Source organism: Anoxybacteroides voinovskiense, from assembly GCF_014196205.1.
In the GTDB taxonomy this organism is placed as follows: Bacteria; Bacillota; Bacilli; order Bacillales; family Anoxybacillaceae; genus Anoxybacteroides; species Anoxybacteroides voinovskiense.
Genome location: NZ_JACIDE010000011.1, coordinates 17,552 through 35,000 on the forward strand (window position 1 = coordinate 17,552; position 17,449 = coordinate 35,000).

Consider the following 17,449-nt stretch of genomic DNA (forward strand, 5'->3'; position numbering starts at 1 on the left):
GTGGCAAAGTACACAAGGGATGAAATTTTAGCACAGGCGAAAGAATTGGCGAAAATGATTGCTGAAACGGAAGAAGTGGATTTTTTCAAACGCGCGGAAGAAAAAATTAACCAAAACGAAAAAGTGCGCGCAATGATTCAACAAATTAAGTCATTGCAAAAACAAGCGGTCAATTTGCAGCATTACGGCAAACAGGAAGCGTTGAAAAAAGTTGAGGCGGAAATTGATGCGATTTACGAACAGTTGTCGCAAATTCCGATTGTCGATGAGTTTCAACAGTCGCAAACGGAAGTGAACGATTTATTGCAATTAGTCGCTTCCACCATTTCAAAAACAGTGACCGATGAAATCATTACATCAACAGGTGGCGATTTGTTGCGCGGCGAAACGGGCGCACAAATAAAAAGTAGCCATGGCTGCGGGGACGGTTGCGGCTGCCACTAAAAGACGCCTTTTCGGGCGTCTTTTTTCTTAGCTCCCTAGTCGCCTCCGCTTTTCGTATGGTCTAGCTGCGAACTAACATCCTCCTCCGCGTTTGCTTTCTCCGTCCGACGTGCGAGGCACGTCTCGTCGAAAGCTTTCGCTTCCGTCGGATGTTTCCTTGGCTCTCGCCAAGGACCGTTCTCCGCTTTTCGTATGGTCTAGCTTCGGCTCCTAGCTCTCTTGTGCCAAGCAACCTTCCTCCGCCGAAGCAAAAAGCGCTTCTCGTCGGAAGAACGCTTGGCTTCGAGAGCTGTGCAGTCGCCTCCGCTTTTCGTAAAAAAATAAGTACATATTTGGGCAGACCGGCATACAATGAACTATACGGATTTATTTCTACACTTATGTGCACATTAGGCGCAGTGATGCATAGGATGAAATGAAGATTTCATGGAGGAGGGTTTGCTCGTATGTCTGGATACAGAGAGATTATTACAAAAGCTGTGGTGGCGAAAGGGCGCAAGTTTGTGCAGTCTACCCATACCATTACCGCGCCGAATCGTCCGTCTAGCATTTTAGGTTGCTGGATTATTAACCATCGCTATGATGCGAAAAAAAGAGGCCGTACGATTGAAATTCACGGACATTACGACGTGAACGTCTGGTATTCGTATCATAACAATACGAAAACAGAAGTCGTGAGTGAAACCGTTTCGTACACGGCGGTTGTGCGGTTAAAATATCGCGACGATGAGAACGTCGTCAGTGATGACCATGACATTATCGTTCGTGTCATCCAACAGCCGAATTGCCTCGAATGTACGATTGCGTCAAACGGCAATAAAATTAATGTGGAAGTGGAAAAAGAATTTGCTGCTGAAGTCATCGGCGAAACGAAAGTATGGGTATCGATCCATCCGGACGGGCATGACGAAGACGATTTTGACTACGATGTCGACGAAGAATTAGAAAACTTAACTTCAGAATTACTTGGCGATGACGATAACTAGGAAGTTTCTTTCCTAGTTTTTTCTTTTATCCCTTGCTATAATAAAAAGGCATAAAAAAGCAATGGTTGGAGGGAAATATGGCTACGTATACGCCAATGATTCAACAATATTTAGACATTAAGGCACAATATCAAGATGCCTTTTTATTTTTTCGCCTCGGCGATTTTTATGAAATGTTTTTTGATGATGCCATTAAAGCTGCACATGAATTAGAGATTACGCTAACAAGCCGCGATGGAGGCACGGACGAACGCATTCCGATGTGCGGCGTTCCGTACCATTCTGCGCAAGGATATATTGAACAACTCATTCAAAAAGGATATAAAGTCGCCATTTGCGAGCAAGTGGAGGACCCGAAAACCGCCAAAGGGGTCGTGCGACGCGAAGTCGTTCAACTCATTACCCCGGGAACGGTAATGGAAGGGAAGCAACTTTCCGATAAAGAAAACAACTATTTAGCTACCATCACCCCGTTTACGGACGGCACGTATGGCTTTGCTTATGCCGATTTGTCTACCGGGGAAAGCCGTCTGACGCTCCTTCCATCGATGGAAGAAGTATGGAATGAATTATATGCAACAGGGGCGCGTGAAGTTGTCGTTGCTTCTCATTTTGCGGAAGAGCTACGTCAAAAAGTGAAGGAACGGTCTGATTTTACGATTTCTCATGAAGACGATACGACAACGAATTTCCCGCCAGACATCGCTCGTTCGTTAGTAGACGAAAAAGCGAAAGTAACGTTTGCTCGCTTATTTCACTATTTAGTAAAAACGCAAAAACGAAGCCTTGATCATTTGCAGCCGGTACAAATGTACGAAATACATCAATATATGAAACTAGACGTCTATTCGAAGCGAAACCTAGAACTAACAGAAACGATTCGGTCAAAAGGCCGGAAAGGGTCGCTTTTATGGCTGCTCGATGAAACGATGACTGCGATGGGCGGGCGATTGCTCAAACAATGGATTGACCGACCGCTATTGCAACGTGAGAAAATCGAGCGACGGTTACAACTAGTCGAGACGTTACTTATGCATTACTTTGAGCGGCAAGAATTGCGCGATTTGCTTCGCCACGTCTATGATTTAGAGCGGTTAGCTGGTCGTGTTGCATTCGGCAACGTTAACGCCCGCGACTTAATTCAGCTGAAAAAATCGCTTCAACAAGTGCCGTTGATTCGGGAAGTGGTAGGAAAACTAGACGATGCGAAACAGCTTGCCCAAGCAATCGACCCGTGCAACGAGCTTGTCGAGCTGTTAGAAAGCGCGATTGACGACAATCCGCCACTTTCAGTGAAAGAAGGAGGCATTATTAAAGACGGATACGACGACATGCTCGATCGATTCCGCGATGCGAGCCGAAACGGCAAAACATGGATTGCTCAACTCGAACAGAAAGAACGGGAGCTAACGGGCATTAAGTCATTAAAAATCGGGTATAACCGCGTGTTCGGTTACTACATCGAAGTGACGAAAGCGAATTTGCATTTATTGCCGGAAGGACGATACGAACGCAAGCAGACGCTCGCGAACGCCGAGCGGTTTGTCACGCAAGAGTTAAAAGAAAAGGAAGCGCTTATTTTAGAAGCGGAAGAAAAAAGCATGGAATTGGAATATGAGCTGTTTGTGTCCATTCGCGAACAAGTAAAACAATTCATTCCGCGCTTGCAACAATTAGCGAAAATTATTAGTGAACTAGACGTATTGCAATGTTTTGCGACCGTAAGCGAAGAAAACCGCTATACAAAACCACGTTTTTCCGATCATCGGGAGTTAGTCGTGAAAAACGGACGCCATCCGGTCGTCGAAAAAGTGCTCGGGGCACAAGTATATGTCCCAAACGACTGCTTGATGAATGCCGAACGGGAGATATTGCTTATTACAGGACCAAATATGTCAGGAAAAAGCACGTACATGCGTCAAATTGCCTTAACTGCCATTTTAGCGCAAATCGGTTGTTTCGTTCCAGCCGATGAAGCGGTATTGCCGATTTTTGACCAAGTGTTTACCCGTATCGGCGCTGCCGACGATTTAGTATCCGGGCAAAGCACGTTTATGGTCGAAATGTTAGAAGCGCGGAACGCCATCGTTCACGCCACCCCTCGCAGCCTCATTTTATTTGATGAAATCGGGCGTGGCACATCGACGTACGACGGGATGGCACTAGCGCAAGCGATGATTGAATACGTTCATCATAAAATTGGCGCAAAAACGCTTTTTAGCACGCATTACCACGAACTAACAGTGCTGGAACAGTCGCTTCCGAAATTGAAAAACGTGCATGTGAGCGCAGTTGAAGAAAATGGGAAAGTCGTCTTTCTGCACAAAATTGAAGACGGTCCAGCGGATGAAAGCTATGGCATTCACGTCGCCCAACTGGCGGAGTTGCCGCCTGAATTAATCGCGCGGGCGAAAGAAATTTTAGCTGAACTTGAACAGCCGGTATATAGCGAAGCTTCTCTTCAGAAAGCGACGTTTGAACAACTAAGCATGTTTGTCGAAGAGGAAAAGCCGAAAGAACTACCGCTTTCGAAAAAAGAAAAACAGGCGCTCCACGCGTTAAAGTCACTAAATTTATTAGAAATGACACCATTGCAAGCATTAAATCAATTATATGAAATTCAAAAATTGCTGAAGTAAGGGAGGCTGGATGGTGGGGAAAATTCGTAAACTCGATGACCATCTATCGAATAAAATCGCCGCGGGGGAAGTCGTCGAGCGTCCCGCCTCGGTCGTCAAAGAGCTTGTCGAAAACGCGATTGACGCCAATAGTACAGTCATTGAAATCGAATTGGAAGAAGCAGGATTAGCAAAAATTCGCATCATTGATAATGGCGATGGGATGGAAGAAGAAGATTGCCTGCTCGCGTTTGAGCGGCATGCGACGAGCAAAATTAAAGACGAACACGATTTATTTCGCATTCGTACGCTCGGTTTTCGCGGCGAGGCGCTGCCGAGTATCGCTTCTGTTGCCGAAGTGGAAATGAAAACGAGCACAGGCAACGGCCCAGGGACGCTTGTTTTGTTAAAAGGTGGCCAACTCGTCAAACACGAGCGGACAAGCAGTCGAAAAGGAACAGAAATAACGGTCGCTCATCTTTTTTTCAATACACCGGCAAGATTAAAATATATGAAAACCGTTCATACGGAACTTGGTCACGTCACCGATGTGGTCAATCGGTTAGCGTTAGCCCATCCTTCTATTTCGTTCCGTTTGCGTCATCACGGCAAAACGTTGCTTGCGACAAACGGAAACGGCGACGTGCGCCAAGTAGTAGCCGCGATTTACGGGATCGAAGTCGCGAAAAAAATGGTTCCAATCGAAGCGCAATCGCTTGATTTTACAATTAAAGGGTACATTTCGTTGCCAGAGGTGACGCGCGCCTCGCGCAGCTACATTTCGACAATTGTCAACGGTCGTTACGTGCGCAACATGCCGCTACTGAAAGCAGTGGAGGCTGGGTATCATACGTTGTTGCCAATTGGACGCTACCCGATTGTTCTCCTTGCAATCGAGATGGATCCGGTGTTAGTCGATGTAAACGTTCATCCCGCAAAATTAGAAGTACGTTTTAGCAAAGAAGCAGAATTGAATCAATTGGTGGAATCGGCAATCCGCCAAGCGTTGCAGGCGAAAACGTTAATTCCGGAAGTGACAGCGAAGCGGTCGGAAGCCCCGAAAGCGGAGCAGCGCGCGTTTTCGTTTGAACATGTCGTAAAAGAACCAGTTGTGATACGACAAGCACCGCCGACGCCCATCAGCGGGGACAACGAGCGAGAACTACAGAAAGAGCCGCCAACGAACGAAGGAACGAATGCGAAAAAATTATGCGAAACAAATGAAAAAAAATTATGCACGCCACTAATGGACGAAGTAGTGGCTGTAAATGAGGAGCAGGTGGTGGAAGAAAGCGAACCGAAAAAAGAGCGAATCCCGCCGCTTTATCCGATCGGGCAGTTACACGGCACGTACATTTTAGCCCAAAACGAAAACGGACTATATATTATCGATCAACACGCGGCCCAAGAACGGATTAAATATGAATATTTCCGCGAAAAAGTTGCCGACGTCACGAACGACGTGCAGCAGCTGCTTGTTCCACTGACGTTTCAGTATCCAAAAAACGAATATTTACTTATTGAGGCACATAGGGAACAATTAGCGAAATGCGGAGTGTTTTTAGAACCGTTTGGTCAGCATACGTTTATTGTGCGCGAACATCCTGCGTGGTTTCCGAAAGGGGAAGAAGCGGCGATTATTGAAGAAATGATCGAACAAGTGCTAACGATGAAAAAAATTGATATCTCACAATTGCGGGAAAAAGCCGCGATCGTTATGAGCTGCAAACAATCGATTAAAGCAAACCACCATTTGCGCCAAGAAGATATGTTTGCGTTACTAGAAACGCTTCGCAAAGCAACTGACCCGTTCACTTGCCCGCACGGACGTCCAATTATTATTCATTTTTCGACGTATGAATTAGAAAAAATGTTTAAGCGGGTAATGTAGATGACAGCCCTTTCGATGAAGGGCTTTTCTTTTGGAGAAAAACAACATCATCGTGTAAAATAAAGTATTCAATGATTATCGAGGGGGTTGGAAGCGTGGGGAACAAACTGTCGGTTATGGTGAGCATCGTCGTGGCGATGCTTGTCGCGTCGATGGACACGACGATTATGAATACGACGATGCCGATTATTGCGAAAGAATTAGGAGGTTTTTCGCTTTATGCATGGTCGTTCGCTTCGTACATGATTACAACGACCGTTTTATCGCCAATTGCCGGACGATTGTCCGATTTATTTGGACGAAAGAAAGTGTTTAGTGTTGGAATTTTGCTGTTTATGGTCGGCTCACTGTTGTGTGGCATGTCGCAACAAATGGTGCAGCTCGTGTTATTTCGTGCAGTGCAAGGGGTTGGGGCAGGCTTTATGATGCCGTTTCCGGCGATTATTGCTGGCGACTTATTTCCGATTGAAAAACGCGGGAAAATTCAAGCGTTTTTTACCGCGATGTGGGGCATTGCCGCAGTACTTGCCCCGCTACTAGGATCGCTGTTTGTTGATTATTTATCATGGCGCTGGATTTTTTATGTCAATATCCCGCTTTGTTTATTGGCGTTATGGACGCTTTTGCCGTACAAAGAAGTGTATGAGCCGAAACGTGCCGCAGTTGATTATCTCGGGGCGTTATTGTTTGCGGCGGCGATTAGCTTGCTTTTGCTTGTGACAGTGGTGGAAAGCTATCAAGGGATATACGCGGTCATCGGTGCTTTGCTTCTCGTTGTATTTTACATGTATGAAAAAAAACAACCGTCTCCGCTCGTTCCGCTATCGTTAGTGCACCATCAGACGTTAAAATGGATGAATATTAACGGCTTTATTAGCTGTATGGCGCTATTTGGCACCGCAAGCTACATTCCGCTTTTTTTACAGCAAGTTTCCCATAAATCGGTGCTTGTCAGCGGGGTCGTCCTTCTCGGCATGTCGATCGGCTGGATGGTTGTCGCTGTTCCGGCAGGAAAATGGATTTTAAAGTACGGCTATCGCCGATTGATGATTGCTGGGAACATATTGCTCGTTTTATGCGGCGTGCTGCTTGCTCTTTTGGAGCAAGAAAGTAGCTTTTTTTACACATTTATCGCCATGCTCATTCAAGGATTGTCATTTGGATTAACATCGACCGTTGGTGTAATCGGCTCGCAACAATTAGCAGCTGCACATGAAAAAGGAATTGCCACGTCGTTTTTTATGTTTTGCCGCAATGTGGGCACTGCGGTCGGTGTCACGATTATGGGAGCATTTTTAACGAAAGCATCTGATGTGATGACAGGCATTCATCATTTGTTTTTATTCGGGTTAGCAGGAAGTATCGTCGCATTTATAACGTCCTTTTTTATTTTGGAAACATCGTCTGTTAGTGAGTCGTATGTTCGGTCGCATTAGCAACAATGGCAGAAGAGCTGCAACAGCTCGCACACACTTTTCAGGTGCGTACAAAGACCGTATCTGCCGAATGAACGGCAGATACGTGTTTAAAGACTTTTTTCTTCGGAAAAATTATGATAAAATCGCCTTTACTTGGGTATACTAAATCAGTGTGACACGATAGAGAAAGAAGTGGTAGGGATGAAGGAGAAGCTTGTCGTGCTCATCGGACCGACGGCGGTCGGGAAAACGAAGATGAGCATCGAACTAGCGAAGCGCCTTGATGCGGAAATTATTAGCGGCGATTCCATGCAAATTTATCGAGGGATGGACATTGGGACAGCGAAAATTATGCCTGCCGAGATGCAAGGAATTCCGCACCATTTAATTGATATTAAAGACCCAGAAGATTCTTTTTCGGTCGCTGAATTTCAACAGCTCGTCCGCCCGTTGATTCGTGAGATTACAAGGCGTGGGAAGCTGCCGATGATCGTCGGAGGAACGGGGCTTTATATTCAGTCCGTTCTTTACGACTATCAGTTTACTGACGCTCCTTCCGATGAAGGATACCGCCAAAAGTTGCGCAAGCTCGTAGAAGAACACGGGGAGATGGCGTTGTTTAACATGTTGAAAGCAGTGGATGAAGAAAGTGCCGCACGCATTCATCCACGCAATGTTCGTCGTGTTATCCGCGCGCTTGAAATTTATCATTGCACAGGAAAGACGATGAGCGAATGGCAGAAGACGCAAACGCCGGAACTTCTATATGATGTCGCCATTATCGGCTTGACAATGGAGCGAGAGCAGCTATATCGCCGCATTAATGAGCGGGTCGAACAGATGATAGCCAATGGGCTGCTTGATGAAGTGAAAGCGCTCTATGACCGGGGGTTAAGCGACTGCCAGTCGATTCAAGCGATCGGCTATAAAGAGTTATATGCGTATTTCGCTGGAACGATATCGCTTGAAGAAGCGATCGAGCAGCTGAAACAAAACTCGCGCCGCTACGCTAAGCGGCAATTGACGTGGTTTCGCAACAAATTGCCTGTTTGTTGGTTTGATATGACCGATCCAACAAAGTTTATGGAGACGCGAGATGAAATTTTACAATACATAGAAGGAAAGCTGTACCGAAAGACGAATATATAAACATAGGTAGAGAGAAAAAGAGGAGGCCTGTTCATGAAAACATCAATCAACATTCAAGACCAATTTTTAAATCAATTGCGCAAAGACGGCACACAAGTAACGGTATTTTTGCTCAACGGCTTTCAGCTTCGTGGCTTAATCAAAGGGTTTGACAATTTCACCGTGCTTTTAGAAGTGCAAGGAAAGCAACAACTCATTTATAAGCACGCGATTTCCACGTTTGCGCCGGAAAAAAACGTTCAGTTAGAGATGCAATAAACGTTCACCCGCTCTTTTAGAGCGGGTGATGTTTTTGTTGCTTCATCGTAACGGAGTAGCGTGAATACATATAGGTATAGGCATTTGTCACAATTTTGCCTAGCGAAACGTATACTGAAAAGGCGAGGCGACCGAAAGTGAGGTGACAATCGTTGTCGGAAGTAACGATGAACAAAGCAAAAGGACAAATTAACATCGTGTTAAACGCCAAAACGATGAATCATGTAATCAAAGAAGAACGAAGCGACGGCATTAATTTTGAACAGCATAGCATTTTGCGCGACATTCAAAAAGAGCTCGACCAATTAATCGGGCTAGAAAACGTAAAAAAAATTGTCAAAGAAATTTATGCGTGGCTCTACATTGACAAAATGCGAAAAGAAAATGGCTTGAAATCGAACAAACAAGCGCTTCATATGATTTTTAAAGGCAATCCTGGAACGGGAAAAACAACGGTTGCTCGCTTATTAGGGAAATTATTTGTTCAAATGAATGTCTTATCGAAAGGTCATTTTATTGAAGCAGAACGGGCGGACTTAGTCGGCGAATACATCGGCCATACGGCGAATAAAACGCGCGACTTAATTAAAAAGGCGCGCGGCGGGATTTTATTTATTGACGAAGCATACTCTTTAGCGCGCGGGGGAGAAAAAGATTTTGGCAAAGAAGCAATCGACACGTTAGTGAAAGGGATGGAAGACTATTGCGACGATTTAGTCGTCATTTTAGCAGGGTATCCAGCAGAAATGGACTACTTTTTGTCGTTAAATCCAGGGCTGCCGTCACGCTTTCCACTCATGATTGAATTTCCCGATTATACCGTCGATGAATTAGTGAATATCGCCAAACAAATGGTGCGCGAGCGGGAATACGAACTGACGAAAGAGGCGGAGCGAAAGCTGTATTATCATCTCGAAGAATTGCTCGAAAAACGAGAAAAAAAATTTAGCAACGGCCGCTATATTCGCAACGTCATTGAACAGGCGATTCGCAAACAAGCCGTTCGCCTTTTACATGAAGGACGTTATGATAAAAAAGAATTAACGCTCATTCGCGACCGCGATTTAGTCATTGGTTCGTAAAGGAAGGGAATACTCCCTTTCTTTTTTTCTTGATAAAAGAAGGATTTTTGCAAACTCATGAAGAATGTAAAGAGAAAGGTCAGAATATACATTATTTTTAGAATTATTGAGATAAAATATTAAAGGAGGGGTTTGTTTTGTATTTAACGATTGGTGAAGTGTTCGCACAGACAGTAAGAAAGTTCCCGAAAAAAGAAGCGCTCGTTGATGTTCGTACAGGACTTCGCTATACGTACGAACAATGGGCAAAAGAAGTGGACAAACTTGCAAACGCTTTCTTAACAGCAGGGGTGCGAAAAGGAGATCGTGTATCGACCGTGTTATTTAATACGGCAGAGCTTGCGACCGCTTTTTTTGCGTGCGCGAAAATCGGCGCTGTCTTCAATCCGATTAATTTTCGTTTGCGGCCAAAAGAAATCGCTTACATTTTAACGGATGCTACCCCAAAAATCGTGTTATTTGAACAAGCAGTCGAACCACAAATCACAGCCATTCATCATGAATTTCCACACATTTCTTTTTGGATGATTGACGGACAATCGCCAACGTACGCTGTTTCTTATCACGAACAAATCCAGCGTGCAAGCGACGAACTTCCAGCTATCGACGTTTCCGAAAATGATTTGTATGCGATTATGTATACAAGCGGCACGACAGGACGGCCAAAAGGAGTGATGCATCGACACCGCGACATGATTGAACAAAGTTTAATTTGCAATTCGGTGATGCGCATTCGCGAAACAGAGCGGGGGCTTGTCACCGCACCGATGTTTCATTGCGCGGAATTGCATTGTTGCTTCCTTCCACGCGTCCATGCTGGCGCAACGAACGTCATCGTTCATCATTTCGACCCGAACCAAGTATTAAGCGTCATCGAACAAGAACGAATTACCGTGTTATTTGCTGCACCAACCATGTGGAATATGCTGTTGCAAGAAAAATTGTCCGATTATGATTTATCGTCGCTTCGCATCGGTTTGTATGGAGCCGCTCCGATGGCGCCAGTGCTTGTAAAAGAATGCAAAGAGCGGTTAGGCATTGATTTAATCCAAGCGTACGGTATGACAGAAATGGGTCCAGCGGTAACGTTCTTATACGAAGATGAGCAGTTAACGAAAGCGGGATCTGCCGGACGCGCATGCTTAAACCACGAAATTCGCATCGTCAAACCGCGCGAAGACGGCCCATCCGATCCAGACGACATCTTGCCGCCGGGACAAGTTGGCGAAATTATCGTCAAAGGTCCATGCATGATGGTTGGCTACTACAACCGTGAAGATGCGACGGAAAAAGCGATGTATAAAGGCTGGTATCATTCTGGCGATTTAGGCTACATGGATGAAGACGGTTATTTATACGTTGCCGACCGTGTCGATGACATGATTATTAGCGGCGGCGAAAACGTCTATCCGCGCGAAGTAGAAGACGTGCTTTATGAACATGAAGGAGTACTTGATGTTGCGGTGCTTGGCGAGCCGGATGCGCTATGGGGAGAAAAAGTCGTTGCTTTCATCGTCAAAAAAGACCAACAGCTTACCGCAGAACAATTAGAGGCGTTTTGCAAACAAAGCGACAAACTCGCCCCGTACAAACGACCGCGTGCGTACTATTTTGTCGAGGCACTGCCACGCAATGCGAGCGGAAAAATTCAAAAGTTTTTATTGCGCGAACAAATGAAAAAAATGGCACAATCATAGGACGGTGGGAAAATGGCAGCGACGTATTTGCAGAAAGAGCATCATATCTTTCGTGAGGCGTTCCGAAAGTTTTTGCAAAAAGAAGCATATCCGCTTTATGACGAGTGGGAAAAACAAGGAATCATTCCACGGGAATTTTGGCGGAAAATGGGAGAGAACGGGTTTCTTTGTCCGTGGGTAGACGAAACATACGGTGGATTTGGTGCCGATTTTGGCTACTCAGTCGTCATCAACGAAGAATTAGAAAAAGTAGGATCAAGCCTTGTCGGCATCGGCTTGCATAACGATATCGTCGTTCCATATATCTCCTCATATGGAACAGAAGAGCAGAAGAAAAAATGGTTGCCAAAATGTGTGTCTGGTGAAATCGTCACCGCCATTGCGATGACCGAACCAGGAGCAGGTTCTGATTTAGCAAGTATCCAAACAACGGCGGTGAAACAAGGCGACCATTATATTGTCAACGGGCAAAAAACGTTTATTACAAACGGCATTCATGCGGATTTAGTCATCGTCGTTTGCAAAACGAACCCGAGTGCGAATCCACCGCATAAAGGCATGAGCCTCCTTGTCGTCGAAAGAGGAACGCCAGGATTTACACGCGGCCGGAAGCTAGAAAAGGTGGGATTGCATGCCCAAGATACAGCCGAGCTATTTTTTAGCGATGCAAAAGTTCCAGCGGAAAACTTGCTTGGAGAAGAAGGAAAAGGTTTTTACTATTTAATGGAAAAATTGCAGCAAGAGCGGCTCATCGTTGCGATTGCTGCGCAAACAGCGGCAGAAGTGATGTTTGACTTAACGAAACGGTATGTGAAAGAGCGTACGGCGTTTGGGAAAACGATTAGCCAATTTCAAACCGTCCAATTCCGGCTCGCAGAAATGGCGACGGAAATTGCGATCGGGCGTGCGTTTCTTGATGATGTCATCGAACAACATATCGCAGGCAAAGACGTCGTGGCAAACGTATCAATGGCGAAATGGTGGATGACGGAAATGGCAAAGCGTGTCGCTGCGGAAGGAATGCAGCTTCACGGTGGGTATGGCTATATGGAAGAGTACGAAATTGCTAGACGTTACCGCGACATTCCTGTCAGCGCTATTTACGCAGGCACGAATGAAGTGATGAAAATGATCATTGCCAAACATCTTGGATTGTAGGGGGGATTTTGTTGCTGGATGGAATCAAAGTGATTGATTTTTCCCATTATCTCCCCGGGCCGTTTGCGAGCCTTCGTTTAGCAGATTTAGGGGCGGAAGTGATTAAAATCGAGCCGAAAACAGGTGACCGGATGCGGGGGCTAGCTACTGACTCCCTTTTTGATGCGAACAATAAAAACAAAAAAAGCATCGCGCTAGATTTGAAAAATACCCGAGATGTTCAAACGGCGCAACACCTCATCCGCCAAGCCGATGTCATCATTGAAAGTTTCCGCCCCGGTGTCATGAAAAAGCTTGGACTTGGCTATGAAGAAGCAGTGGCTCTCAACCCATCGATTGTGTATTGCTCGATTAGTGGCTACGGTCAACATAGCCGATATGCGTCGTTCGGAAGCCATGACTTAAATTATATGGCGCTTTCCGGTGTTTTAGCCCAGCTGAAAGCGGACGGCCGTCCGATTCATCCGACGATGACGTTCGCCGATCTCATCGGCAGCATGCATGTCGTCGAACAAATTACCGCTGCCTTGTATGCGCGCGAACGGACGGGGAAAGGACGTTATATAGACGTTGCGCTTGTTGATAGCTTGCTTTCGATGATGACGAACCATTTTGTATTAGAGCACGATACCGGACAAAAAAATGGCATTCCAATATTAGCTGGCACGGTGGTGTCGTATCATTTGTATGAAACGAAAGACGGGCGGTATATGGCGCTTGCCGCGCTGGAAGGGCATTTTTGGCGCAATTTTTGCGACGCAGTTGGCAAATCCGAATGGTACGAAGGACATCTATCGGCAGCTTGTGATGACAATCCTCTCTTTCTAGAAATAAAGCAGTTGTTTCGCGCGAAAACGTTCCAACAATGGATCGCTTTTTCGCAACAAGTCGATTGTTGCTTAACGCCGGTATTAGAAACGGATGAAGCGAAAACGTGGTTTGCAAGCGATACGTACCGAAACATGATTCATATCGAAAATGACCGAATCGAAGTAGCGACCCGCTATGACGAACATTTTTTTACAAAACGTACACGAGCACCAAAGCTAAATGAACATGGGGGAGTGAGTGCAAATGATGAACGTTCCATTAAATATTGCGACAATGCTTGAACGGGCAGAAATGTTTTTTCCGAAAAAACAAGTCGTTTCGCGGATGAAGAAAGGGCTTGTCCGCCATACGTATAAAGAAATTGGCGAACGGACGAGAAAGCTTGCTAGCGCATTACGAACGCTTGGCGTCAATACAGGAGACCGCGTCGGTACATTTGCGTGGAACCATCATCGCCATCTAGAAGCGTATTTTGCCATTCCAGGCATCGGGGCAGTGTTGCATACGATTAACATTCGCCTGTCGCCGCAACATATCGCGTATATTATTAACCACGCCAACGACCGCGTGTTATTGATTGACGACGACTTATTGCCGCTCATTGAACGGGTAAAAGACGAAATAAACGTCGAGGCGTTTATCATTATGACCGATGAACCGACGCTTCCGGAGACGACGCTTGCGCCCGTTTATCATTATGAGGAATTGTTACAACAAGCCGAACCGATTTCATTTGTCAAAGATATCGACGAACATCATCCTGCTGGCATGTGCTATACGTCCGCGACAACTGGGAATCCGAAGGGCGTATTATACTCCCATCGCGGCATCGTTCTCCATAGCATGGCGCTAGGGCTTGCTGATAGTGCGGCACTATCGGAATCGGATGTGGCACTGCCAGTCGTGCCGATGTTTCATGCGAATGCGTGGGGCTTGCCGTTTGCCGCCGTTTGGTTTGGGACGACGCTTGTCATGCCGGGAGCGGCATTTACACCGAAAATATTAGCCGAACTGATGGAGCAAGAGAAAGTGACGCTTGCCGCTGGTGTGCCGACCGTTTGGCTTGGCTTATTGAACGAGCTGGAGAAAGGTTCATATGATTTGCGCAGCGTAACGCGCATTTTATGTGGCGGTTCAGCAGCGCCGAAAGGAATGATTCGCGCCTTTGAAGAAAAATACGGCATCCCGTTCGTGCACGCATACGGCATGACGGAAACGAGTCCGCTTGTCGTCTTGTCGCGTCTAAAAAGCTACCAGCAGCACGTATCGAACGAAGAAAAATTGGACATCCGTGCGAAGCAAGGATTTCTTGTCCCTGGGGTAGAAATGAAAGTGATTGGCAAAGACGGCGAAGTAGCATGGAATGGAGCAGAAATGGGCGAACTATGCTTGCGCGGTCCGTGGATTGCCGACGAATACTACAACGATGAACGAAGCAAAGACGCGTTTCGCGATGGGTGGCTATATACAGGCGATGTCGTCACCGTCGATGAGGAAGGATTTATTAAAATTGTCGACCGGACAAAAGACGTCATTAAAAGCGGCGGCGAATGGATTTCGTCTGTCGATTTAGAAAATGCGCTGATGGCGCATGAAGCGGTGTTTGAAGCAGCGGTTGTTGCTGTGCCACACCCAGAGTGGCAAGAGCGACCGATCGCTTGCGTTGTAGTGAAGGAAGGAAAACATGTGACAAAAGAGGAACTATACGACTTTTTACGTCCGCAATTTGCGAAATGGTGGTTGCCGGATGAGATCGTCTTTATGAACGAAATTCCGAAAACAAGTGTAGGAAAATTTTTAAAAATGAAATTACGTGAACAATTGCGCGATTATTTTACGAATGTTCAATAGGAGGAGTAACGATGCAAATCATTGCAGTCATCGGTGCTGGATTGATGGGAAGCGGCATTGCCCAATCGCTAGCGATGGGCGGAAAAACGGTTTATTTATACGATATTTCCGAAGCGGCGCTTGAAAAAGGAATGCAGTCGATTCAAAAAAGCCTTGCTCGTTTTGTAAAGGCTGGCAAATTACAAGAACAAGAGGCAACGGCTATTCTTGCTCGCATTCAAACCGAAACGAACTTGCAAGAAGCAGTAAAAGAAGCGGACGTTGTCATCGAAGCAGTGCCAGAACATTTGCCGCTCAAAAAACAAGTGTTTGAACAGCTTGACCGTTATGCGAAACAAGAAGCAATTTTAGCGACAAATACGTCGGAATTAAGCGTCACCGCAATTGCCGCAGCGACCAAACGTCCGAGCCAAGTCGTCGGCATGCATTGGTTTAATCCGGCGCCAGTCATGAAGCTCATTGAAATCGTAAAAGGAGTAGAAACATCGGAACAAACGATTGAAGCAATTCAACAACTGTCGGAATCTATCGGCAAAGAAACGGTCATCGTAAAAGATATGCAAGGATTTGTGACAACAAGAGCGATCGCGGCACATATGATTGAATGCATTCGCATGTATGAAGAAGGAGTTGCCTCCGCTGAACATATTGACAAAGCGATTCGCCTCGGGCTGAATTACCCGATGGGACCGCTTGAGCTTGCCGATTTAGTCGGGTTAGATACGATGCTATTTGTCAGTGAAAATATGACAGAAGCATATGGCGACCGGTTCCGCCCGCCACAAACACTTCGTAAACTTGTTGAAGCAGGGCATCTCGGCCGAAAAACAGGCAAAGGATTTTACACATATCAATGAAAGAAGGGGAAGAAATGCGAGAAGTGGTGATTGTCGAAGCGGTACGCACTCCTGTTGGCAAGCGAAACGGGGTGTTTCGCGATAAACATCCTGTTCACTTAGCAGCTGTGGCGCTCGATGAAGTCGTGAGACGAGCGGGGATTGAAAAACAGCTAGTCGAAGATATTGTCATGGGATGCGTGACACCGATTGGCGAACAAGGCTATAATATTGGCCGGTTAGCGGCATTAGAGGCAGGCTTCCCGGTGGAAGTACCGGCGGTGCAAATCAACCGGATGTGCGGTTCGGGCCAACAAGCAATTCATTTCGCTGCCCAAGAAATTAAATCAGGCGATATGAATATTACGATTGCGGCTGGTGTCGAAAGCATGACGAAAGTGCCGATTTTAAGCGACGGAAACGAGCGAACGATTCCACCGTCGCTCCATGAAAAGTACGAATTCGTTCACCAAGGCGTTTCTGCGGAACTGATTGCCGAAAAATACGGATTGACAAGAGAACAGTTAGACGAATATGCGTATGAAAGCCATCAACGGGCGCTTCGGGCGCAAGCGGAAGGTCGTTTCACCGAAGAAATCATACCCGTCAACGGGCTTGATAAAGACGGCAACGATATCATCATAACAGCCGACGAAGGACCGCGCCAAGATACATCGCTTGAAGCGTTGGCAGCGTTGAAGCCGGTCTTTAAACAAAACGGAAAAATTACTGCCGGCAATGCGAGCCAAATGAGCGATGGCGCAGCGGCGGCGCTACTGATGGAGCGCGAAACAGCGCTTCGCCTCGGCTTGAAGCCGAAAGCAAAAATCGTCGCCCAAACGGTCGTCGGCTCCGACCCGACATACATGTTGGACGGCGTTATTCCGGCGACGAAAAAAGTATTGCAACAAGCGAACCTCACGATTGACGATATCGACCTTGTGGAAATTAACGAAGCGTTCGCGCCTGTCGTTCTCGCCTGGCAAAAAGAAATCGGTGCACCGCTTTCGAAAGTGAACGTCAACGGCGGCGCCATTGCCTTAGGTCATCCGCTTGGGGCAACGGGTGTGAAACTGATGACATCGCTCGTTCACGAACTCGAACGACGAAAGGGGCGCTACGGCTTATTAACGATTTGCATCGGACACGGCATGTCAACTGCGACTATTGTCGAGCGGTGGGAAGGATCGTGAGGGATGATATAGTTTTGTGAAGGTGTTTCGTGCGTAT

Annotated in this window: 14 protein-coding genes; all 14 read left to right on the forward strand. The window is 46.3% G+C overall.

The window, feature by feature from the left end; all coding sequences use genetic code 11:
- The 14 genes from GGR02_RS09105 to GGR02_RS09170 all read left to right on the forward strand — a co-directional run bounded on the left by GGR02_RS09105 (position 1) and on the right by GGR02_RS09170 (position 17,412).
- A complete protein-coding gene (locus GGR02_RS09105) occupies positions 1 to 444 on the forward strand; it encodes a RicAFT regulatory complex protein RicA family protein (RefSeq protein ID WP_183184420.1) in 444 nt (147 codons plus the stop codon).
- 446 nt (positions 445 to 890) lie between these two features.
- Complete coding sequence (gene cotE, locus GGR02_RS09110; protein ID WP_183184421.1) at positions 891 to 1,430, forward strand: outer spore coat protein CotE; 540 nt, start codon at positions 891 to 893, stop codon at positions 1,428 to 1,430.
- A gap of 77 nt (positions 1,431 to 1,507) precedes the next feature.
- Complete coding sequence (mutS, locus tag GGR02_RS09115; protein ID WP_183184422.1) at positions 1,508 to 4,069, forward strand: DNA mismatch repair protein MutS; 2,562 nt, start codon at positions 1,508 to 1,510, stop codon at positions 4,067 to 4,069.
- A 10-nt stretch (positions 4,070 to 4,079) separates the two neighbouring features.
- Complete coding sequence (mutL, locus tag GGR02_RS09120; RefSeq protein ID WP_221210782.1) at positions 4,080 to 5,939, forward strand: DNA mismatch repair endonuclease MutL; 1,860 nt, start codon at positions 4,080 to 4,082, stop codon at positions 5,937 to 5,939.
- A gap of 116 nt (positions 5,940 to 6,055) precedes the next feature.
- Positions 6,056 to 7,375, forward strand: coding sequence for an MDR family MFS transporter (locus GGR02_RS09125; protein ID WP_373286600.1), 1,320 nt, complete (start codon positions 6,056 to 6,058; stop codon positions 7,373 to 7,375).
- Positions 7,376 to 7,558: 183 nt separating this feature from the next.
- Entirely contained in the window at positions 7,559 to 8,506 is a 948-nt protein-coding gene (gene miaA / locus GGR02_RS09130; protein WP_183184425.1) for a tRNA (adenosine(37)-N6)-dimethylallyltransferase MiaA, read from the forward strand.
- Positions 8,507 to 8,539: 33 nt separating this feature from the next.
- Positions 8,540 to 8,764 (forward strand): RNA chaperone Hfq, encoded by a 225-nt coding sequence (hfq, locus tag GGR02_RS09135; protein WP_066324037.1) that lies wholly within the window; start codon positions 8,540 to 8,542, stop codon positions 8,762 to 8,764.
- Between the two features lie 152 nt (positions 8,765 to 8,916).
- Complete coding sequence (spoVK, locus tag GGR02_RS09140) at positions 8,917 to 9,846, forward strand: stage V sporulation protein K (RefSeq protein WP_183184426.1); 930 nt, start codon at positions 8,917 to 8,919, stop codon at positions 9,844 to 9,846.
- Between the two features lie 137 nt (positions 9,847 to 9,983).
- Positions 9,984 to 11,543 carry a fatty acid--CoA ligase gene (locus GGR02_RS09145; RefSeq protein WP_183184427.1) on the forward strand — a complete coding sequence of 520 codons (1,560 nt, stop codon included), beginning with the start codon at positions 9,984 to 9,986 and terminating at the stop codon, positions 11,541 to 11,543.
- 12 nt (positions 11,544 to 11,555) lie between these two features.
- The gene (locus GGR02_RS09150) at positions 11,556 to 12,701 is read left to right on the forward strand and encodes an acyl-CoA dehydrogenase family protein (RefSeq protein WP_183184428.1); all 1,146 of its coding nucleotides are present in this window, start codon (positions 11,556 to 11,558) and stop codon (positions 12,699 to 12,701) included.
- Positions 12,702 to 12,712: 11 nt separating this feature from the next.
- Complete coding sequence (locus tag GGR02_RS09155; protein WP_183184429.1) at positions 12,713 to 13,813, forward strand: CaiB/BaiF CoA transferase family protein; 1,101 nt, start codon at positions 12,713 to 12,715, stop codon at positions 13,811 to 13,813.
- Positions 13,776 to 15,383 (forward strand): long-chain fatty acid--CoA ligase, encoded by a 1,608-nt coding sequence (locus GGR02_RS09160; RefSeq protein WP_183184430.1) that lies wholly within the window; start codon positions 13,776 to 13,778, stop codon positions 15,381 to 15,383. Before GGR02_RS09155 ends, GGR02_RS09160 begins: the two co-directional genes overlap by 38 nt.
- A gap of 11 nt (positions 15,384 to 15,394) precedes the next feature.
- A complete protein-coding gene (locus GGR02_RS09165; RefSeq protein ID WP_183184431.1) occupies positions 15,395 to 16,240 on the forward strand; it encodes a 3-hydroxyacyl-CoA dehydrogenase family protein in 846 nt (281 codons plus the stop codon).
- A gap of 14 nt (positions 16,241 to 16,254) precedes the next feature.
- Positions 16,255 to 17,412 carry a thiolase family protein gene (locus tag GGR02_RS09170; RefSeq protein WP_183184432.1) on the forward strand — a complete coding sequence of 386 codons (1,158 nt, stop codon included), beginning with the start codon at positions 16,255 to 16,257 and terminating at the stop codon, positions 17,410 to 17,412.
- Positions 17,413 to 17,449: the final 37 nt, after the last annotated feature.

Coding starts and splice junctions, on each gene's coding strand:
- cotE (WP_183184421.1), top strand. CDS start 891: ATGTCTGGATACAGAGAGATTATTACAAAAGCTGTGGTGGCGAAAGGG.
- mutS (WP_183184422.1), top strand. CDS start 1,508: ATGGCTACGTATACGCCAATGATTCAACAATATTTAGACATTAAGGCA.
- mutL (WP_221210782.1), top strand. CDS start 4,080: ATGGTGGGGAAAATTCGTAAACTCGATGACCATCTATCGAATAAAATC.
- GGR02_RS09125 (WP_373286600.1), top strand. CDS start 6,056: ATGGTGAGCATCGTCGTGGCGATGCTTGTCGCGTCGATGGACACGACG.
- miaA (WP_183184425.1), top strand. CDS start 7,559: ATGAAGGAGAAGCTTGTCGTGCTCATCGGACCGACGGCGGTCGGGAAA.
- hfq (WP_066324037.1), top strand. CDS start 8,540: ATGAAAACATCAATCAACATTCAAGACCAATTTTTAAATCAATTGCGC.
- GGR02_RS09150 (WP_183184428.1), top strand. CDS start 11,556: ATGGCAGCGACGTATTTGCAGAAAGAGCATCATATCTTTCGTGAGGCG.
- GGR02_RS09160 (WP_183184430.1), top strand. CDS start 13,776: ATGATGAACGTTCCATTAAATATTGCGACAATGCTTGAACGGGCAGAA.
- GGR02_RS09165 (WP_183184431.1), top strand. CDS start 15,395: ATGCAAATCATTGCAGTCATCGGTGCTGGATTGATGGGAAGCGGCATT.
- GGR02_RS09170 (WP_183184432.1), top strand. CDS start 16,255: ATGCGAGAAGTGGTGATTGTCGAAGCGGTACGCACTCCTGTTGGCAAG.